At 70.2% G+C, this 18890-nt stretch carries 17 protein-coding genes; 9 read left to right on the forward strand and 8 right to left on the reverse strand.

Annotation, left to right across the window (positions count from 1 at the left end; genetic code table 11):
- Positions 1-73: 73 nt before the first annotated feature.
- Complete coding sequence (locus C556_RS0116960) at positions 74-2314, forward strand: heavy metal translocating P-type ATPase (RefSeq protein WP_018749444.1); 2241 nt, start codon at positions 74-76, stop codon at positions 2312-2314.
- 75 nt (positions 2315-2389) lie between these two features.
- Here the strand turns inward: C556_RS0116960 and C556_RS0116965 are convergent, their stop codons facing one another.
- Both C556_RS0116965 and C556_RS0116970 read right to left on the reverse strand, forming a co-directional pair.
- A complete protein-coding gene (locus tag C556_RS0116965) occupies positions 2390-2830 on the reverse strand; it encodes an acetyltransferase (protein WP_018749445.1) in 441 nt (146 codons plus the stop codon).
- Between the two features lie 73 nt (positions 2831-2903).
- A complete protein-coding gene (locus tag C556_RS0116970) occupies positions 2904-3524 on the reverse strand; it encodes a DJ-1/PfpI family protein (RefSeq protein WP_018749446.1) in 621 nt (206 codons plus the stop codon).
- A 222-nt stretch (positions 3525-3746) separates the two neighbouring features.
- Between C556_RS0116970 and C556_RS0116975 the strand changes: the two genes are divergently transcribed.
- Complete coding sequence (locus C556_RS0116975) at positions 3747-4322, forward strand: GNAT family N-acetyltransferase (protein ID WP_018749447.1); 576 nt, start codon at positions 3747-3749, stop codon at positions 4320-4322.
- Here C556_RS0116975 and C556_RS0116980 read toward each other — a convergent pair.
- Together C556_RS0116980 and C556_RS0116985 are read right to left on the reverse strand one after the other, a co-directional pair.
- Positions 4319-5938, reverse strand: a complete 1620-nt coding sequence (locus tag C556_RS0116980; protein WP_018749448.1) for a sensor domain-containing diguanylate cyclase — start codon at positions 5936-5938, stop codon at positions 4319-4321. The genes C556_RS0116975 and C556_RS0116980 overlap by 4 nt on opposite strands.
- A gap of 197 nt (positions 5939-6135) precedes the next feature.
- Positions 6136-6768, reverse strand: coding sequence for an alpha/beta fold hydrolase (locus tag C556_RS0116985; protein WP_018749449.1), 633 nt, complete (start codon positions 6766-6768; stop codon positions 6136-6138).
- A gap of 156 nt (positions 6769-6924) precedes the next feature.
- On the opposite strand from C556_RS0116985, the gene C556_RS21875 reads away from it, so the two are divergent.
- The 4 genes from C556_RS21875 to C556_RS0117010 all read left to right on the forward strand — a co-directional run bounded on the left by C556_RS21875 (position 6925) and on the right by C556_RS0117010 (position 13248).
- Positions 6925-7314 (forward strand): hypothetical protein, encoded by a 390-nt coding sequence (locus tag C556_RS21875; RefSeq protein ID WP_018749450.1) that lies wholly within the window; start codon positions 6925-6927, stop codon positions 7312-7314.
- 116 nt (positions 7315-7430) lie between these two features.
- Positions 7431-8654, forward strand: a complete 1224-nt coding sequence (locus tag C556_RS20935) for a TolC family protein (RefSeq protein WP_018749451.1) — start codon at positions 7431-7433, stop codon at positions 8652-8654.
- Positions 8651-10129 carry an efflux RND transporter periplasmic adaptor subunit gene (locus C556_RS0117005; RefSeq protein WP_018749452.1) on the forward strand — a complete coding sequence of 493 codons (1479 nt, stop codon included), beginning with the start codon at positions 8651-8653 and terminating at the stop codon, positions 10127-10129. The genes C556_RS20935 and C556_RS0117005 overlap by 4 nt, the downstream gene beginning before the upstream one ends.
- Positions 10126-13248: an efflux RND transporter permease subunit gene (locus tag C556_RS0117010; protein WP_018749453.1), complete on the forward strand. Its 3123-nt coding sequence runs from the start codon at positions 10126-10128 to the stop codon at positions 13246-13248. Before C556_RS0117005 ends, C556_RS0117010 begins: the two co-directional genes overlap by 4 nt.
- A 203-nt stretch (positions 13249-13451) precedes the next feature.
- Here C556_RS0117010 and C556_RS0117015 read toward each other — a convergent pair whose 3' ends face one another.
- Positions 13452-14096 carry a TetR/AcrR family transcriptional regulator gene (locus tag C556_RS0117015; RefSeq protein ID WP_018749454.1) on the reverse strand — a complete coding sequence of 215 codons (645 nt, stop codon included), beginning with the start codon at positions 14094-14096 and terminating at the stop codon, positions 13452-13454.
- 160 nt (positions 14097-14256) lie between these two features.
- Here C556_RS0117015 and C556_RS0117020 point away from each other — a divergent pair, with 160 nt between their 5' ends.
- Positions 14257-14688, forward strand: a complete 432-nt coding sequence (locus C556_RS0117020; RefSeq protein WP_018749455.1) for a VOC family protein — start codon at positions 14257-14259, stop codon at positions 14686-14688.
- 105 nt (positions 14689-14793) lie between these two features.
- Here the strand turns inward: C556_RS0117020 and C556_RS0117025 are convergent, their stop codons facing one another.
- The gene (locus tag C556_RS0117025; protein WP_018749456.1) at positions 14794-15723 is read right to left on the reverse strand and encodes a LysR family transcriptional regulator; all 930 of its coding nucleotides are present in this window, start codon (positions 15721-15723) and stop codon (positions 14794-14796) included.
- Between the two features lie 107 nt (positions 15724-15830).
- On the opposite strand from C556_RS0117025, the gene C556_RS0117030 reads away from it, so the two are divergent.
- A complete protein-coding gene (locus C556_RS0117030; RefSeq protein WP_018749457.1) occupies positions 15831-16574 on the forward strand; it encodes an SDR family oxidoreductase in 744 nt (247 codons plus the stop codon).
- A gap of 87 nt (positions 16575-16661) precedes the next feature.
- On the opposite strand, the gene C556_RS0117035 is transcribed toward C556_RS0117030, so the two are convergent.
- Together C556_RS0117035 and C556_RS0117040 are read right to left on the reverse strand one after the other, a co-directional pair.
- Positions 16662-17063 (reverse strand): DUF1801 domain-containing protein, encoded by a 402-nt coding sequence (locus C556_RS0117035; RefSeq protein WP_018749458.1) that lies wholly within the window; start codon positions 17061-17063, stop codon positions 16662-16664.
- A gap of 249 nt (positions 17064-17312) precedes the next feature.
- Positions 17313-18215: an energy-coupling factor ABC transporter permease gene (locus tag C556_RS0117040; protein WP_026263169.1), complete on the reverse strand. Its 903-nt coding sequence runs from the start codon at positions 18213-18215 to the stop codon at positions 17313-17315.
- A 220-nt stretch (positions 18216-18435) separates the two neighbouring features.
- On the opposite strand from C556_RS0117040, the gene C556_RS23245 reads away from it, so the two are divergent.
- A complete protein-coding gene (locus C556_RS23245; RefSeq protein ID WP_157236241.1) occupies positions 18436-18882 on the forward strand; it encodes a hypothetical protein in 447 nt (148 codons plus the stop codon).
- Positions 18883-18890 lie beyond the last annotated feature (8 nt).

The following is an 18890-nucleotide window of genomic DNA, read 5'->3' on the forward strand; positions in this document are numbered from 1 at the left end:
TGCCGCCACGGGGTTGACCCTGTAGCCGCTACAGGGTGTGTACTGGGCGCATGTCCCCCAAGAGGCAACCGACATGGCCCGCTGCTGCAACCACGATCATTCGTGCGGCCCCGCCCGCCCACACCAGCACGCGCAGGGTCACGACCATGCGCATCACGGCGATCACGTCACGCCGCCCCCGGCCAGCGCCGCGCCGGATGACGCCGGCCATGCGCGCAGCGCCATCCGCATCGCGCAGATGGATTGCCCGACCGAGGAAACGCTGATCCGCAACAAGCTGGCGCAGCTGGACGGCGTGGCCGCGCTCGACTTCAACCTGATGCAACGGGTGCTGACCGTGGCGCACGCGCCGGAGGCGTTGCCGCGCATCCTGGCGGCGATCCGCGCGCTGGATTTCGAACCGCAACTGCTGGACGACCCGGCCGCGCCAGCGGCGCCGCCGACCGCGTCCCCCACCCGCTGGTGGCCGCTGGCACTGGCCGGCGTGGCGGCGCTGGGCGCCGAGGCGGTGGATTGGCTGGCCGGGCCGGTGTGGCTGGCGGCGGCGCTGGCCATCGCGGCGGTGGCGCTGAGCGGCCTGACCACCTACCGCAAGGGCTGGGTGGCGATCCGCAACGGCAACCTCAACATCAACGCGCTGATGAGCATCGCCGTGACCGGCGCGCTGCTGCTGGGCCAGTGGCCGGAAGCCGCCATGGTGATGGTGCTGTTCACCGTGGCCGAGCTGATCGAGGCCCGCTCGCTGGACCGTGCGCGCAATGCCATCGCCGGCCTGCTGCAACTGGCGCCCGAACAGGCCACCGTGCGCCAGCCCGACGGCGGCTGGCTGGCGGTGGACGCGGCAACCGTCGTGCCGGACAGCACGGTACGGGTGCGCCCCGGCGAGCGGCTGGCGCTGGATGGCGTGATCGTCGCCGGGCGCTCGACGCTGGACCAGTCGCCGATCACCGGCGAGAGCCTGCCGGTGGACAAGGCCGAGGGCGACGCCGTGTTCGCCGGCACCATCAACCAGGCCGGCTCGTTCGAATACCGCGTCACCGCCGCCGCCGGCCAGAGCACGCTGGCGCGCATCATCCACGCCGTCGAGGCCGCCCAGGGCGCGCGCGCGCCGACCCAGCGCTTCGTCGACCGCTTTGCCCGCGTCTACACCCCGCTGGTGTTCGCGTTGGCGCTGGCGGTGGCCGTGCTGCCGCCGTTGCTGCTGGGCGGCGGCTGGTACGACTGGGTGTACAAGGCGCTGGTGCTGCTGGTGATCGCCTGCCCCTGCGCGCTGGTGATCTCCACCCCGGTGACCATCGTCAGCGGGCTGGCCGCGGCGGCGCGGCGCGGCATCCTGATCAAGGGTGGCGTCTACCTGGAACAAGGCCGCGCGCTGCGCTGGCTGGCGCTGGACAAGACCGGCACCCTCACCCACGGCAAGCCGGTGCAGACCGACTTCGAGCCGCGCGCCGATCTGCCGGCCGCCGAATGCCGCGCGCTGGCGGCCAGTCTGGCCGGGCGCTCCGACCACCCGGTGTCGCTGGCCATCGCCCAGGCCGCGGATGCCGACGGCGTGCCGCGCCACGAGGTGACCGCCTTCGCCGCCCTGGCCGGGCGCGGCGTGCAAGGCCGCATCGACGAAGCCGACTACTGGCTGGGCAACCACCGGCTGATCGAGGAACTGGGCCGCTGCTCGCCCGAACTGGAAGCGCGGCTGGACGCGCTGGAACGCCAGGGCAGGAGCGTGGTGGCACTGCTCGACGCGCAACGGGTGCTGGCGCTGTTCGCCGTGGCCGACACCGTGAAGGACAGCAGCCGCGCCGCCGTGGCCGAACTGCACGCGCTGGGCGTGAACACGGTGATGCTCACCGGCGACAACCCGCACACCGCCCAGGCCATCGCCGACCAGGTCGGCATCGACCAGGCGCGCGGCAACCTGCTGCCCGACGACAAGCGCGCCGCCGTGGCCGACCTGAGCGGGCAAGGCACCGTCGGCATGGTCGGCGACGGCATCAACGACGCGCCCGCCCTGGCCCGCGCCGACATCGGCTTCGCCATGGGCGCGATGGGCACCGACACCGCCATCGAGACCGCCGACGTGGCGCTGATGGACGATGACCTGCGCAAAGTAGCCACCTTCGTGCGCCTGTCCCGCCGCACCCACACCGTGCTGGTGCAGAACATCACCCTGGCGCTGGGCATCAAGGCCGTGTTCCTGCTGCTGACGCTGGCCGGGCTGGGCACCATGTGGATGGCGGTGTTCGCCGACGTGGGCGCGAGCCTGCTGGTGGTGGGGAATGGGTTGAGGTTGTTGAGGCAGGGAAAGGCAGACTAACCGTGGTCCGAGCGACCGGCCACGCGTCACCAGACGGGGCCGTGCGCAACACACGGCCTTTTTCATTTCACCCGGTCACGCGGAACGATGCCGCAAATGAATCAACGGATAAGCCCGCCCCTGCCCATCCAGCGCCGAGCGGCCGATGCGCTCGAAGCCCAGCTTTTCGTAGAAACCGACCGCCAGCAGGTTCTGCTCGTTCACGTCGGTGAGCAGGCCCGGATGGCGCCGCAGCGCCGTCTCGACCAGCAGGCGCCCCACGCCCGCGCCGTGGTGGTCGGGGTCGACGAACAGCGCTTCCAGTCGGTCGGCGTCGAGCAGCATGAAGGCGATGGGCCGGTCCAGTTCATCCACGGCCAGGTCGAGCGGCGCCTGGGGCAGGAAGGCGGCCACTTCGGCGTCGAGGTCGCGGCGGTCCTGCGCAGTGAGGAAGTGATGCGTGGCATCCACGGCGCGACGCCAGATGTCGAGCACACGCGGGCCGTCCGCCGGGGTGGAAGGTCGAAGTCGGGTCATGTTTATCCTGCGGGTTGCGCGGTCACGTCGGCGAGCCCATCGATGAATCCAGCGTGCCGGCCTGCCGGTCGGGCTATGGCCTGGGGTTTTCCGTCCAGTCGAATTCCATCTGCCGCGCGGTGCGGACGGCCAACTCGCGGCTGTGCAGGCGCTCCACCAGGTGCAGGCTCATGTCGATGCCCGCCGAGATCCCCGCCGAGCTGACCAGCGCGCCCTGGTCCACCCAGCGCACGCCGCGCTGCACCTGCACGGCGGGGAACATGCGTTGCAGGTCGTCCAGGTCTTCCCAGTGCGTGGTGGCGCGCCTGCCGTCGAACAGACCGGCGCGGGCCAGCAGGAAGGCGCCGGTGCACACGGAGGCCACCAGCGGCACGCGGCCGGCCTGGGCGGCAATCCAGGCGATCACGTCGGGTTTCTCCAGCTCGGCGCCGACCACGCCGCCGGGCACGATCAGGCAGTCGATGGCGGGATGGTCGGCCAGGGTGTGATCCGGCTCGATCTTCAATCCCGCCCTCGCCTTCACCGCGTCGCGGTTGCGCCCGACGGTGAACACGCGAAAACACGGCGACACGCCGGCATGGTCGCGGCCATGCACCCGGGCCGCTGTGGTGAACACTTCGTAGGGACCGGCGAAATCCAGTGCTTCGACGTCGTCGAACACGTAGATGCCGATGGCAAGACTGGCTGCGTCCATGCTTGAATCCGGTCGGGTGGGCGGGCCAGTTTAGGATGCCGGGATGAAGCGGCGACAGCGACAGTCGTGCCTGTGGCGGGCCGCAACAGTCGTCGCCGACACGCCGCGCCGGCCGCGTCGAAGCCTCCTGGCCGGCCACGCAACAGATCCGGACCATATTCCTTTTGGTTTTCAATTACACAGGCTTTAGAATCGGCACTTTCCTCCATGGCGCCGCTCCCGATGACCGAACTCGTTGGCCAGACCATCCTGTTGCGCGAACTGCGCGCCACCGACGCCGGGGCGCTGGTCGAGGCGGCGGCCGATGGCGAATTGTGGCAATCGCCGGTGACGGTGATCCCCAGCGCCGCCACCGTCGAGGACTACATCGAGCGGGCGCTGCGGGGGCAGCGGGCGGGCACGGTGCTGCCGTTCGCCACGGTGGAGCGCGCCAGCGGCCGCATCATCGGCTCCACCCGCTTCTGGAAGATCGACCGCGAGCACCGGCGGCTGGAGATCGGCAGCAGCTGGCTGGCGCGCTCCTGGCAGCGTACCGCCGCCAATACCGAAGCCAAGTTCCTGATGCTGCAACACGCGTTCGAAGCGTGGGATTGCGTGCGGGTGCAGTTCACCACCGACGTGCTCAACGCGGCATCCCGCGCCGCCATCCTGCGGCTGGGCGCGGTGGAGGAAGGCGTGATCCGCAACGAGCGCATCATGCCGGACGGCCGCAAGCGCACCTCGGTGCGCTTCAGCATCATCGACGACGAATGGCCGGCGGTGCGGCAGCGGCTGCTGGAGCGGCTGGCGGCACGCTAGGGCGCATCGGCGCCGCTGGCCGCCTCGCCGTCCACCACGCCGCGATTGCGACCGCCCTGCTTGGCGCGGTACAGCGCCTCGTCGGCCGCACGGTAGGCGGCCTCCAGGTCGAACCGGCTGCCGGGGCCGACCACCACGGCGCCCAGCGAGACGGTGACCAGCCCCCAATTGCTCTGCGCATGCGGGATCGCCAGCGCGCGCACCGCGTCGCAGATGTGCTCCGCCAAGTCGGGCATGCGTGCCGGATCGTCCAGTTGCACCAACACGGCGAACTCCTCGCCGCCGACGCGAAACACGCCGTCGGTGGCGCGCTTGAGCGTGGCCTGCAAGGCGTCGGCGACGCCGCGCAACACGGTGTCGCCGCTGGGATGACCATAGTGGTCGTTGTATTTCTTGAAGAAATCCACGTCGAGGATGGCCAGGCCCAGCCACTGGCCGTTGCGCCGGCTGTGGGCGAATTCGCGCTTGGCGATCTCGTCGAAATGGCGGCGGTTGAACAGGCCGGTCAGGCCGTCCTGGATCGACATCGACTGCATGTGGCGCATGGCGCCGGCCAGCAGCACCAGCAGCACCATCGACAGCAACGACATCACGATGGCGCCCACCAGCAGCAAGGTGGCGGAGAACGCGGCCCACAGCATGGCGCGGTGGTCGGTGCGCACCACCAGGGACCAGTCGGCCGCCTTCAGCGGATAGATGAGGTAGGTGGCGTCGCCGCTGCGCCGGAACTGCCCGGGCGATGCTTGCAGCACCTCGGCGGGCAGCGGCTCGGCATCGGGGTCCAGCGGGTTGCGGCCGGCGCGGTCGGCCAGGCCGATGGTGGAATGGGGAATGCTGCGCACCCGGATGGTGTCGAGCAGGGTGCGCAGCGCGATGTCCAGGCTGACCACCCCGCGGAACTGGTCGCGCTCGTACAGCGGCTTGCTCAGCGTGACCACCTTGCCCTTGCCGTTGGCGTCGTCGTACACCGGCGTCCAGAACAGCTTGTGCTGGGGGTTGGCCAGCGGCAGCGCGTCGGCGTAGATCGGCTTGCGCTCGTCGTCGCGGTTGTAGAAGTAGCGCCGCCCGGTCTCGCTCTCCGGCGACGGGTAGAAGTAGACGAAACCGCGCGCCGAGCGGTAGTACACCCACGGCAGGTGCCGGTCGTGGCGCTTGAGCACCTTGAACAGCGGCGTCAGGCCGATGGCCATCGCCATCTCGCGCGCCAGCCCGGAATCGATGGTGGGCACCGGCCCCATCCCCATCAGGAAACCGAACTCGCTGGCGGTGAACCCCGGCGGCACGTCCAGGGTGTAGGCGACGCCATCCGGCGTGGGGCGCAGGCCGCGCACCAGTTGCAGATCCGGCGTGTAGCGTCCGTTCAACAGCTCGCCGGCCTGGTCGGCCACCATCTCCACGTATTTGCGCCGCAGGTCCAGCTCATGGTCCAGGCTCGCGGCGGTGTAGGCCGCCGCTTCGCCGACGCGCCGGTATTCGGTGTCCAGGTTCTGTTGCAGGCGGTAGAAGCCGCTGAGCAGCGCGCCCAGGAACAGGAAGACGGCGACGGCCACGATCAGCCGCCGGATGCGGCGGGTGGGATCATGCGCGGCGAACGCAGTGGCGACTCGGGCGGTCATCGTGTTCTTCCTGTGGTGGCGGGGCACTGCGCGAACGGATGCATCGTTCCACGATGCGGCGGCGGCCGTAACGGCCATCCTGCCCACATCTGCATTTATTGCCTCGGTCGTGGGCAGCCGCCATCGCGCCCGATTCAACCATTTGTCATAACCGACGCGCCCAAGTTTCGCAGCCGCGCAACGCCGGCCAAGCGCGGTCAGCCGCGCCGCGGCGTCAGATGGGCATCGATCAATGGCGCCACGATCTCCGCCCTGGCGCGCGCCAGGTCGTGGCCGCCGCCGGCGATCACGTGCAGCGTGGCCGTCGGCAGCGCCTGCGCCAGCCGCCGCCCCACCGCCGGCGGGCTGATCGGATCGGCGTCGCCCCACAGCAGCAGCACCGGCATGGTCAGCTCGGCCAGCCGCGCGCCGAGGTCGGGCTGCGGCGCCAGCAGCCAGCGCGCGCCATGCGGATGGTTGCGCAGGAAATCCGGCCGCCAGTCGTGACCGCCCAGGCCGGCGACATCGACGCCACCCGAGGTCACCGCCAGCACCAGGTGCGTGACCAGCGCCGGCCGCTGCAACGCGGCGCGCACCGCCACCACGCCGCCCATCGATTGCGCCACCAGCGCGCACGGCCGATCCATCTGCGCCAGCGTGCGCGCCACCAGATCGTCGATGCCGCGCACAGCGGGGTCGGCCGGGGTGGGGCCGATGCCGGGATAGTCCAGGTAACGCTGTTCGGCCGGATGTTTCAGCAACTGCCCCACCGGCGCCCAGAAATCGGGATTGCCGGTGGCGCCGGGCAGGAACAGCAGGCGGGAAGGCGTGGCGGCAGTGGTATCGGACATCGGTTCGGCCTGTACGGGTGGCGGGCGGCGCCGGGCCGGCCATCTTGCCAAAGAACGGGGCGGGCATGAACCGCGCCGCACGCGGCGTGGCCGGTTGATCTGGATCAAGCGCCGGATCACATGATAACCAGCGCTTGTCGCTACAATCGTCGGGCCATGTCGCGACGTTGCACATCCCCCTTTCTGGCGTACCTGACCGCCCTGCTGCTGGTGTTCGCCCAGCTGGTGACGGCCGCCTACGCCTGCGCCGAGGCGCTGCCCGCCGCCACGGCGGCGACCGGCATGGCGATGCTCGACCGTGCCGACTGCGGCGAGATGCGGCAGGTGGAGCAACCGCTGCTGTGCAAGGCGCATTGCCAGAAGGAGCCGCAATCGGCGGACGTGCAGTTGCCGCATCTGCCGATCCCGCTGTTCGTGGCGCTGTTCTTCCTGCCGTCCCATCCCGACCCGACCGACGCCGCGCTGGCGCCGGCGCGGCCCGAACCGCCGACGCTGGTGGCCGCCGCGCCGCCGTTGCGCATCCAGTACCAGGTATTCCGCAATTAGCCCGCGCCGACCGACCGTTTCCGGTTCGGCCGCCGCCATGACGCGCACGCCCTGACGCCTGCGCGGCCTGCCCGCGCGCCGCCGAACGCATTCGACCGACTTGCGTGGAGCGACCCATGTTCCCCTTCCGTATTGCCTGGCTGGCCGCCGTGCTCGGCGCCGCCAGCGTGCCCGTGCACGCCCTCACCCTGGCGCAGGCGCTCGATGCCGCCCAGGGCCATGCCCCCGAGCTGGCCGCCAGCGCCGCCGCCACCGCCGCGGCCCAGGCGCTGACCCGTTCGGCCGGCGCCCTGCCCGATCCCAAGCTGTCGATCTGGATCGACGACCTGCCCACCGAGGGCGACGACGCCTACCGCATCGGCAGCGCCAAGCGCGCGTTCAGCCTGATGCAGGAGGTGCCCAACGCCGGCCTGCGCGCAGCGGAGCGCCGCATCGCCGACGCCCGGCTGCAAGGCAGCGAAGCCCAGGCGCGCTACGCCCGCCTGGGCGTCACGCGCGACACCACGCTGGCATGGCTGGCGCTGTACTACCTCGACCGCAAGGCGGCGCTGCTGGATGCGCAGGAGGCCGAGATCCGCCGCAGCGAGGCCGCCGCCCTCGCCCGGCTGAAAGGCGGCGACAGCGCCGACGGCGCGCTGGCGGCGCGGCTGGAGCGCGCCCAGCTGGACGACGCCCGGGACGAGCTGGCACGCGACCGCCTGCGCGCCCAGGCGCAACTGGCGCGCTGGGTGGGCGCAGAAGCCGCCGCCCAGCCGGTGAGCGGCGAGCTGCCCGACTGGCTGGGCGCCGACGCGCCGGCCGGCGACGATCTGCTCGCCGAGCAGCCGGAGATCCGCGCCGCCGCCACCCTGCTCGACGGCGCGCAGGCCGAGCTGGCGATGGCCCAGGCGGCGAAGCGCCCCAACTGGGGCGTGGAACTCGGCTGGGGCCTGGACGCGATGGACCAGGGCATGGCGATGCTGAAGTTCACCTTCGAGCTGCCGATCTTCGCCGCGTCGCGCCAGGACCCGAAGATCGCCGCCGCCTACGCCAACGTGCGCCAGCGCGACGCCGAGCGCGAGGCACGTCTGGCCGACTACCGCCGGCAGATCGCCGAGACCCGCGCCGAACAGGCCGCGCTGCGCGCGCAGCTCGACCGCCTCAACACCCGCACCCTGCCCTTGATCGAGCAACAGGCCGCCCTGGCACTGGCCCGGCTGCGCGCCGCCGCCGCCGATGGCAACGCGGTGCTCGACGCACGCAAGGCGCGGCTGGCCGCGCAATGGCGCGGTGTGACGCTGGAAGCCGATCTGGCCGACGCCACCGCCCGCCTTCATTTCCTGACCGGAGCCCATCCATGAACACCCGGACCACCCTCGTCATCGCGCTGGCCACGCTCGGCCTGGGCGCCGCCGCCGGCTGGAGCCTCGGCCGCCCCCACGCCGCGGCGACCTCCCATCCCACCGCCAACCCGGCATCCGCGCCGGCCGGCCAGGCCGGGCGCAAGGTGCTGTACTGGTACGACCCGATGAAGCCGGACGTGCATTTCGAGCAGCCCGGCCAATCGCCCTTCATGGAGATGCCGCTGCAACCGCGCTACGCCGACGACGGCCCGGCCCAGGCGGGGGTGCGCATCGACCCGGGGCTGACGCAGAACACCGGCGTCAGGCTCGCCAAAGTGGAACGCGGCACGCTGACCGGCGGCCTGGACGTGACCGGCAGCGTGGTGTTCAACGACCGCGACGTGGCCATCGTCCAGGCCCGCACCGCCGGCATCGTCGAGCGCGTGGCGCCGTTGGCGGTGGGCGACACCGTCGCCGCCGGCGCCACGTTGGCCGAAGTCCGGGTGCCGGAATGGCTGGCGGCGCAGCAGGAATACCTGGCGCTGCGCGACGACGCCGAGCTGGCGGCGGCGGCGAAATCCCGGCTGCGCCAGCTGGGGATGAGCGCCGACGCGGTGGCCCGGCTGGAACGCGGCGGCCCGCCGCAGGCGGTGGTGGCGATCGCCGCGCCGCGCGGCGGAATGGTGGCCGAGCTGGGCGTGCGCCAGGGCATGACGCTGGCGCCGGGCCAGACGCTGGCGCGGATCAACGGACTGTCCACGGTGTGGCTCGAAGCCGACGTGCCCGAGGCCCAGGCCGCGGCCTTGCGCGTGGGCGCGCCGGTGCAGGCGCACTTCGCCGCCTGGCCCGATGCGCCGGTGGCCGGCAAGGTGGCGGCGCTGCTGCCCGAACTGAAGGCCGAGACGCGCACGCTGCGGGTGCGGATCGAACTGCCCAACCGCGACGGCCGGCTGCGGCCGGGGCTGTACGCCCGCGTCGCGCTGGCCGGGCCCGACGCCCGTCCAGCGCTGCTGGTGCCGAGCGATGCGGTGATCGACAGCGGCCGCCGCCGCGTGGTGATCGTCGCCGATGGCCAGGGCCGCTTCACCCCGGCCGAGGTGCGGGTCGGCGCCGAGCGCGACGGTCGCAGCGAGATCGTCGCCGGGCTGCGCGAAGGGCAGCAGGTGGTGGTGTCCGGGCAATTCATGATCGACGCCGAAGCCAGCCTGCACGGGGTGCTGGCACGCATGGCAAGCACACCGAAGCCCGCCAGCGCGCCGGCCCCGGCGCTGGAAGGCGTCGGTGTGGTCAAGGCCATCGCGCCCGGCAGCGTGACGCTGGCGCACCAGCCCATCGTGGCGCTCAACTGGCCGGCGATGACCATGCCGTTCACCCTGATGAGCCCGTCGGCGGCGCAGGGCATCCGGGTCGGCGACACGGTGCGCTTCAGCCTGATGCTGCACGGCGACGACATCATGATCGAATCGATGCGCCGCATCGGGGGTGCGCAATGATCGCCGCCCTCATCCATTGGTCGATCCGCAACCGCTTCATGGTGCTGCTGGCCACCGTCGCGCTGGCGGCCTGGGGCCTGTGGGCGGTGCGCACCACGCCGGTCGACGCGCTGCCGGACCTGTCCGACGTGCAGGTCATCATCCGTACGCCCTACCCCGGCCAGGCGCCGCGCATCGTCGAGGACCAGGTCACCTATCCGCTGACCACCACCATGTTGTCGGTGCCGGGAGTGAAGACGGTGCGCGGCTATTCGTTCTTCGGCGATTCGTACGTGTACGTGCTGTTCGACGACCACACCGACCTGTACTGGGCGCGCTCGCGGGTGCTGGAGTACCTCAACCAGGCGCAGGGCCGGCTGCCCGCCGCCGCGCGGCCGGCGCTGGGGCCGGACGCCACGGGGGTCGGCTGGATCTACGAATACGCGCTGGTCGACCGTAGCGGCCGCCACAGCCTGGCCGACCTGCGCAGCCTGCAGGACTGGTTCCTGCGCTACGAGCTGAAGACGCTGCCCAACGTGGCCGAGGTCGCGGCCATCGGCGGCATGGTGCGGCAGTACCAGATCGTGCCCGACCCGGCGAAGCTGGCCGGCTACGGCATCGACGCCGACACCCTGGTCGAGGCGGTGACCCGCGCCAACGGCGAGACCGGCGGCTCGGTGCTGGAACTGGCCGAGGCCGAGTACATGGTGCGGGCCGGCGGCTACCTGAAGACGCTGGACGACTTCCGCGCGATCCCGCTCAGGACGGTGGACGGCGCCGTGGTGCGCCTGGGCGACGTGGCGCGGGTGCAGGTGGGGCCGGAGATGCGGCGCGGCATCGCCGAGCTGGACGGCCAGGGCGAAGTGGCCGGCGGCGTGGTGATCCTGCGCAGCGGCAAGAACGCGCGCGAAACCATCGACGCGGTCAAGGCGCGGCTGGACGCGCTGCGGCCCGGCCTGCCGCCGGGCGTCGAGATCGTCACCACCTACGACCGCAGCCAGCTGATCGACCACGCGGTGGAGAACCTCAGCCACAAGCTGGTGGAGGAGTTCGTGGTGGTGGCGCTGGTGTGCGCGCTGTTCCTGTGGCACCTGCGCTCGGCGCTGGTGGCGATCGTCACGCTGCCGCTGGGCATCCTGGCGGCGTTCATCGTGATGCGCTACCAGGGGGTGAACGCCAACATCATGTCGCTGGGCGGCATCGCCATCGCCATCGGCGCCATGGTGGACGCGGCGGTGGTGATGATCGAGAACGCGCACAAGAAGCTGGAGGCATGGCAGCACGCGCATCCCGACGAACCACTGGCTGGCGAGGCGCGCTGGCGGGTGATCGGCGACGCGGCGGCGGAGGTGGGGCCGGCGCTGTTCTTCAGCCTGCTGATCATCACGCTGTCGTTCATCCCGATCTTCACGCTGCAAGCGCAGGAGGGGCGGTTGTTCGGCCCGCTGGCGTTCACCAAGAGCTACGCGATGGCGGCCGCGGCGGGCCTGTCGGTGACGCTGGTGCCGGTGCTGATGGGCTACTGGATCCGCGGGCGCATTCCCGACGAGGCGCGCAACCCGCTCAACCGCTGGCTGGTGCGCGTCTACCAGCCGCTGATCGACTGGGTGCTGCGCCGGCCCAGGGCCACGCTGGCGCTGGCGCTGGCCGCGCTGCTGACCGCGTGGTGGCCGGCATCGCGCCTGGGCGGCGAATTCCTGCCCGCCATGGACGAAGGCGACCTGCTGTACATGCCGAGCGCCCTGCCCGGCCTGTCGGCGGCCAAGGCGGCCGAGCTGTTGCAGCAGACCGACCGCCTGATCAAGACCGTGCCCGAGGTCGCCAGCGTGTTCGGCAAGGCCGGCCGCGCCGACAGCGCCACCGACAACGCGCCGCTGGAGATGTTCGAGACCACCATCCGCTTCAGGCCGCGCCACGAGTGGCGGCCCGGCATGACGCCGGACAGGCTGGTGGCCGAGCTGGACCGCGTGGTGCAGGTGCCCGGGCTGGCCAATATCTGGGTGCCGCCGATCCGCAATCGCATCGACATGCTGGCCACCGGCATCAAGAGCCCCATCGGGATCAAGGTGTCGGGCAGCGACCTGGCGCAGATCGAGCAGACGGCGTTGCAGATCGAGCGCATCGCCAAGGCGGTGCCGGGGGTGTCGTCCAGCCTGGCCGAGCGCTTGTCCGGCGGGCGCTATATCGACATCGACGTCGATCGCCTCGCCGCCGGGCGCTACGGGCTGAACGTGGCCGACGTGCAGTCGGTGGTGGCGCGGCTGATTGGCGGCGAGAACATCGGCGAGACGGTCGAGGGCACGGCGCGCTACCCGATCAACGTGCGCTATCCGCGCGAGGTGCGCGACAGCGTGCAGCGCCTGCGCGAACTGCCGCTGCGCACGCCGGCCGGCGCCCAGATCACGCTGGGCACGGTGGCGCGCATCGCCGTCAGCGAGGGGCCGCCGATGCTCAAGAGCGAAAACGGCCGGCTGGCGTCGTGGGTCTATATCGACGTGCGCGACCGCGACCTGGGCGCGGTGGTGGCCGATCTCCAGGCGGCGGTCGGCCAGCAGTTGCGGCCGGCGCCGGGCATCAGCATCGGCTATTCGGGTCAGTTCGAGTACATGGAGCGCGCCAATGCCCGGCTGCGGCTGGTGGTGCCGGCCACGCTACTGATCATCTTCGTGCTGCTGTACCTCACCTTCCGCCGCATCGACGAGGCGCTGCTGATCATGGCGACGCTGCCGTTCGCGCTGGTGGGCGGGGTGTGGTTCCTCGACCTGCTCGGCTATCACCTGTCGGTGGCGGCCGGGGTGGGCTTCATCGCGCTGGCGGGGGTATCGGCCGAATTCGGCGTGATCATGCTGCTCTACCTGAAGCAGGCGCTGGAAGCGCGCGAGCGCGCCGGCCTGCCGATCGATGCCGCCACGGTGCGCGCGGCCATCGTCGAGGGCGCGGTGCAGCGGGTGCGGCCCAAGGTGATGACGGTGGCGACCATCCTGGTCGGCCTGCTGCCCATCCTGTGGGGCGACGGCGCCGGCTCGGAGGTGATGCGCCGCATCGCCGCGCCGATGGTCGGCGGCATGATCACCGCGCCGCTGCTGTCGATGTTCGTGATCCCGGCGGCCTACCTGCTGCTGCGGCGCCCGCGCCGCTGAGCGCCCGGCCGTGCCCGTCGTGCGGCGGGCGCGGCCGGCCGGAAGCACCTGACAAAACCCCGCGTAGCGGTCCTGGCAAGAAGCGCGAAACGTCCTGAAAGGCGGTCAACCGGACTTCCTTCGGTCGCACACAGTACAAGGCGTACGGCAAACGAGGCTCGGCGCCCCGGCGCGCCGCAGCCGGAAGAGCTTCGTCGGCCGCGCTACAGGCCCTTTTCCACCATGTCGAGCAGCCGCTGGCCCAGCGCCTGACGCAGCGGCTCCGGCAGGTGGTGCAGCGGGCCTTCGCTCACCAGCAGCGCCAGCCCGTGCACGGCGGACCAGGCCAGGTATTCCGCGCCCAGCCGGCGCTCCGGCGGCAGGCCGCCGGCGGCCGCCAGCCGGTCCAGCGCCATGCTCAGCAACTGGAACGGATTCATGCCGCTGGCGCCGGCCTTGGCCGGGTCGTGGTCGGATTCCACCTGTTCGTGCGAGGAGAACGCCGTCTTGAACAGGCCGGGCTCGGCGTGGGCGTAGCGCAGGTAGCCGGTGCCGATGGCGCGCACGCTGCCCCGGGCGTAACACAGCGCGTCCATACTGGGGTCGAGCCGGTCGAGTTCGGCCTCCATGGCGTGCGCCACCTGCGACAGCGCATAGGCGCGCACCGCCAGCAACAGATCCTCGCGGCTGGCGAAATGCCGGTACGCGGCATTGGGCACCACGCCCGCCTGTCGGGTCGCTTCGCGCAGGACAACGGCATCCGGGCCACCCTGTCTGGCCAGGGCGATTCCCGCATCCAGCAAGGCGTTGCGCAGGTCCCCATGCCGGTAGGTGCTGCGCTTGGGCGAGGGGGTGGAAGCGTCGCTCATCGTCGATCCTATGTGTACACCGTCCATTCTCTCATGCTAGCTTATGTGTACCGTGTACACATTGGTGTTCTCCCCAAGGCGGAGCGCCCTTCATCTCCCCGAAGGTCGATCCGCCCCGATGCCGATGCCGCGCGGCCCACATCAAATACTGGAGATCGCGATGAACCTGCTGTTGTCCCCCTACATCACCTTCAAGGGCAATTGCGCGGAAGCCATGCGCTACTACGAAAGCGCGCTGGGCGGCACGCTGACCCTGCTGACGGTGGCCGGTTCGCCCGCCGCCGAACACCTGCCTCACGTCGACGGCAACCTGATCATGCACGCGCACCTGGAGCTGCCCGGCGGCAACCGGTTGCTGGCCTCGGACTGGATGGAAGGCTGCGGCGCGCCGTACGAAGGCATCAAGGGCATTTCGCTGGCGCTGACCTACGACAACGTCGACGAGGCCACCCGCCGCTTCAACGCGCTGGCCGACGGCGGCCAGATCACCATGCCGCTGCAACGGACCTTCTGGGTGGAGCAGTTCGGCATGCTGGTGGACCGCTACAGCATCTGCTGGCTGGTGAACGGCGGCGCCAAGAACCAGAGCTGAATCCGGCCGGGCAGCTCCGCGCTACCGGAGCGTCGCCAAATCGCTGCGCCATGCCGCCACCCCGGCACGGCGCAGCCAGTCAGCCCCGTCGCCGCGGGGCTTTTTTCATGGCCGGCGCGCGTCGAAGCGCGCCGCCAGCCCGCGCTCGCGGAACGCCTCGACCACGAAGTCGATGAACACGCGGGTCTTGGGCGGCAACAGCCTGCGATTGGGGTAGTACAGGCTGATCGCGCCCAGTTCGGCATACCAGTCGGGCAGCAAGCGCACCAGCGCGCCCTGCTCCAGCCAGCGCACCGCGTGCGCCATCGGCAGCAACGCCACGCCGTGGCCCGCCATCGCGGCATGGGCCATCGCGTCGGGATCGTCGAACACCAGCCGCGCGCGGTAGTCGGCCGCCGCCTGCTCGCCGGCGCGGTTGCGCATGGTCCAGGCGTAGAGGCGGCCGGTGGCCCCGGAGCGCCGGGCGATGCCCTCCAGGCACGCCAGGTCGGCCGGATGGCGCGGCAGCTCGCGCCCCGCCAGATAGTCGGGCGCGGCGACGGCGATCACGTGCGCCGGCGCCAGTTCACGCACCACCACGCCCTGGTTCAGCGCGATGCCGCCGCCGATGGCCGCGTCGAACGCGCCGCCAACCAGATCCGCCGGGCGGTTGTCGAACTGCCAGTCCGGCACGATGGCGGGATAGCGCCGCAGGAATTCGCCCAGCAGCGGCACCAGGTATTCGCGGCCGAACGCCACACCCATGCTGACCTTGAGCGTGCCGGCCGGCTGGCCGTCGTCCTCCGCCGCCCTGGCAAACGCCTGCTGCAACTGGTCGAACGGCCCGCCCGCCTCGTGCAGGAACTGCTCGCCGCGGTCGGTCAGGGTGAGCCGGCGCGTGCTGCGGTGGAACAGCCGCACGCCCAACTGCGCCTCCAGCCGCGCCACGTTCTTGCTCACCGCCGCCGGCGTCAGCCCCAGCCGCCGCGCCGCCGCCGAAAAACTGCCGGCCTGCGCGCTGACCAGGAACGACTCCACCAGGTTGAGCGCTTCCATCGTCCGATACATCCAGTTGAAGGTGATGATCCCGATTATGCGCTACCGAAGCGGGAATGCCATGACGATACTGGCGACACCTTTCCATGACTTCAGGAGCAGCAAACATGAACAAGCCCTTCGCCGACCGGATCGCTTTCGTCACGGGTGGCTCGCGCGGCATCGGCGCCGCCATCGTCCGCCGCCTGGCCCGCGACGGCGCGACCGTGGCCTTCACCTATCACGGCTCCGCCCCGCAGGCACAGGCGCTGGCCGCCGAGCTGGAAGCCGCCGGCGGCCGCGCGCTGGCGTTGCAGGCCGACGCCGCCGATGCCGAGGCGCTGACCCAGGCCATCGCCACCGCCGCCGCCCGCTTCGGCCGCATCGACATCCTGGTGAACAACGCCGGCGTGGCGCACCTGGGCCCCGTGGACGCGCTGTCGCTGGCCGACTTCGACCACACCCTGGCGGTGAACGTGCGCGCCGTGTTCGTCGCCAGCCAGGCCGTGCTGCCGCACATGGGCCAGGGCGGACGCATCGTCAACATCAGCAGCTGCAACGCCGAGCGCATCCCGTTTGCCGGCGGCGCCGCCTACGCCATGAGCAAATCGGCGCTGCGCGGCCTGGTGCAGGGCATGGCGCGCGACCTGGGGCCGCGCGGCATCACCGTCAACAACGTCCAGCCCGGCCCGACCAACACCGACATGAACCCCGAAGTGGGCGATTTCGCCGACGCCATGCACCGGTTGATGGCCGTGCCCCGTCACGCCCACCCCGACGAGATCGCCGGCATGGTGGCCTACGTGGCGAGCGCGGAAGCGGCCTTCGTCACCGGGGCAAACCTGACCATCGATGGCGGGTTCAATGCGTGAGGCGAGGTGATGCCGGCCAAGCACAGCCTGAATGCAGACAGCCCCGCAAACGCGGGGCTGTTCCGTTTCATCGGCCGGCGATGGCGCCTAGTTGCTGCGTTTTGTCTTGCCGGCGACATTGAGCGCCACCGCCCCACGAACCAATGCCTGGAACGCCCCGGCGTCGATCTCCTCGCCTTGCTGGATATCGATCGCCCGGCGCGTCTTGCCGTCGAGGCTGGCGTTGAACAAGCCGGCCGGGTCGTCCAGCGCCGCGCCCTTGGCGAAGGTGAGCTTCACCTTGCCCTTGTACGATTCGCCGGTGCAGATCACGCCGGCGTGTTCCCACACCGGGATGTCCCATTTCCAGGTCTCGACGATGTCCGGGTCGGCTTCCCTGATGAGCCTGCGCATCGTCGCCAGCGTCTGGCCGCGCCAATCGCCCAGCTCGGCGAGGTGCCGATCGATCCGCCCGGAGGCCGAGTCCGCTCCGCCCGTAGATTGCGTCATCCGTCGTTCCTTGCGCCGCGCGCCGCTGTGGGATGACGAAATGCTAACGCGAATGATTGCCGGCCAGCTGGCAAAACATCCTGGTAGCGACGATAGGCGGATGGACGTCGGTGGTTACGGCGTTGCGCGGGCGGCACCGCCAGTCAATCGATGAGGCGGAGCAACGGGCCAAACGCGCTCCGCTCAATGGCAAAACGGCGCTCCGGCGGGGAGCATGTCCTCGCCGGAACGCCGCTTCACGTGGTGGAATCAACCCGCCAGCGACGGCTTGGCGGCGGTGCGCAGCATCCTGGCCAGCAGCGCGCCCAGCGCAGCCACCAGCAGCACGCCGGCCAGCCCGGCCAGCGCGGTGGAGAGCACCGAATCGCCCAGCGCGGGCACCGCGTAGTCGGCCAGCGGCGCCACGAACAGCGGAGCGCTTTCCTTGAGGAAGCCGTACTGCTGCGCCACCCACTCCAGGCCGTCGGGATAGGCGCTGGCGAACGGGCTGAGCACGGTGGCCATCAGCAACGCGCCGAGGAACGGCGTGGCGACCTTCCACGACCCCGAACTGGCGGGCCGGCTGTCGAGCAGACCGACCAGCAGCAGCGTGACCAGGGCCTCGCCCACGCCGATCAGCGCATGCACGCCCAGCATCGCCGGCAACACCTGGCTGGCGGCGATGGTGCCGCTGAGCGCCAGTTCCACGCTGCACGCCGTGGCGGCCAGCATGATCGACGCCCAGCCGGCCAGCATCAGCGCCACGTTGCGATGCAGTCCGCGCCGCAGCAGCAGCGCATGCAACAGGCCGCCGACACCGGCACCGATCAGCGCCATGTTGAAGACGTTGACCCCCAGCACCAGCAGGCCGCCGTCGGCGAATACCAGCGACTGGATGGCGACGACCAGCGCCATCGCCAGCACGCCGTAAGGCACGCCGAGCACGGCCGAAGCCAGCACGCCACCCAATAAATGGCCGGAGGTGCCGCTTTGCACCGGGAAATTGAGCATCTGCCCTGCAAAGATCAGCGCGGCCACGGCGGCGAAGCGCAAGGAATCGGGTTTGTTTGCTGACTTGATTGCAAAGCGAGTGGCCAAAGCAATACCCGTTACCGCGAGGGCCGCGCTAACGGGACAGATGGAACCATTGAGCATTTCGCTTGGAATGTGCATTGAGTGCTCCTGTAATCCTGACTAGTGTGCCCGCTATTTTTGTAGCTCATGCGATCTATCCGTTTGACCTCGCGCAACGTTCCCGGCAGATGAGCCGTTAGACTTCTCCGTAAAAGGCGATTTGCGGGTTCGTTCGGCATTGGATTGCATTTGGACGCCAGCCCGATATTGCAAAAATATAAACAATGGAAGAGCGCAAGTAGCCGTTCACGCGCCGTTCGTGGACGTTCAAAGACCAATTGCAGATCCGTTCCCTGCTCGGGTCGCCACGCCGGTTCCCCTGCGTGCCCCACTCCGCTTTGCTCTTCCGGTACGGCAACAACCTGATAAATGGCGTTTATCGCAGGAGTTGACTCATGCAGCGGACTACCAGGTGCTGAGCGGCATTTTCGCGCGATCCGACAGCGCGGTGCAGAAAACGGCGGCAATGCTGATCGATATCAGCCGCAATCCCGTTTTCGGTTTTTTCCCATTCCCGCCGCGGCGCGCTTCGAACACCTTTGCCGATGAAGTCGGCACCTCGATAGCAATCGAGAAGGAATCTTATTTAGAAATTGGAAGCACCGGGGCGGGACGATCCGGTTTTCCAGACGATTCCGAAGGCGGCGGTTTTTCGTCCGCTTTTTTATTTCCGGCAATGCCTCTGCGCGAAACGAAAGGCTCGTGAACCTATGA

The sequence above is a fragment of the Chitiniphilus shinanonensis DSM 23277 genome (assembly GCF_000374805.1).
Lineage (GTDB): Bacteria > Pseudomonadota > Gammaproteobacteria > Burkholderiales > Chitinibacteraceae > Chitiniphilus > Chitiniphilus shinanonensis.

Bases quoted from the DNA above. Each gene is read 5' to 3' on its own strand.
- C556_RS21875 (WP_018749450.1), top strand. From the start codon at position 6,925: ATGTCGCGACGTTGCACATCCCCCTTTCTGGCGTACCTGACCGCCCTG.
- C556_RS0116965 (WP_018749445.1), bottom strand. From the start codon at position 2,830: ATGACCCGACTTCGACCTTCCACCCCGGCGGACGGCCCGCGTGTGCTC.
- C556_RS0116980 (WP_018749448.1), bottom strand. From the start codon at position 5,938: ATGACCGCCCGAGTCGCCACTGCGTTCGCCGCGCATGATCCCACCCGC.
- C556_RS0117015 (WP_018749454.1), bottom strand. From the start codon at position 14,096: ATGAGCGACGCTTCCACCCCCTCGCCCAAGCGCAGCACCTACCGGCAT.
- C556_RS0117040 (WP_026263169.1), bottom strand. From the start codon at position 18,215: ATGCACATTCCAAGCGAAATGCTCAATGGTTCCATCTGTCCCGTTAGC.
- C556_RS0117035 (WP_018749458.1), bottom strand. From the start codon at position 17,063: ATGACGCAATCTACGGGCGGAGCGGACTCGGCCTCCGGGCGGATCGAT.
- C556_RS0116970 (WP_018749446.1), bottom strand. From the start codon at position 3,524: ATGGACGCAGCCAGTCTTGCCATCGGCATCTACGTGTTCGACGACGTC.
- C556_RS0117025 (WP_018749456.1), bottom strand. From the start codon at position 15,723: ATGGAAGCGCTCAACCTGGTGGAGTCGTTCCTGGTCAGCGCGCAGGCC.
- C556_RS0116960 (WP_018749444.1), top strand. From the start codon at position 74: ATGGCCCGCTGCTGCAACCACGATCATTCGTGCGGCCCCGCCCGCCCA.
- C556_RS20935 (WP_018749451.1), top strand. From the start codon at position 7,431: ATGTTCCCCTTCCGTATTGCCTGGCTGGCCGCCGTGCTCGGCGCCGCC.
- C556_RS0117020 (WP_018749455.1), top strand. From the start codon at position 14,257: ATGAACCTGCTGTTGTCCCCCTACATCACCTTCAAGGGCAATTGCGCG.
- C556_RS0116975 (WP_018749447.1), top strand. From the start codon at position 3,747: ATGACCGAACTCGTTGGCCAGACCATCCTGTTGCGCGAACTGCGCGCC.
- C556_RS0116985 (WP_018749449.1), bottom strand. From the start codon at position 6,768: ATGTCCGATACCACTGCCGCCACGCCTTCCCGCCTGCTGTTCCTGCCC.
- C556_RS0117030 (WP_018749457.1), top strand. From the start codon at position 15,831: ATGAACAAGCCCTTCGCCGACCGGATCGCTTTCGTCACGGGTGGCTCG.
- C556_RS0117010 (WP_018749453.1), top strand. From the start codon at position 10,126: ATGATCGCCGCCCTCATCCATTGGTCGATCCGCAACCGCTTCATGGTG.
- C556_RS0117005 (WP_018749452.1), top strand. From the start codon at position 8,651: ATGAACACCCGGACCACCCTCGTCATCGCGCTGGCCACGCTCGGCCTG.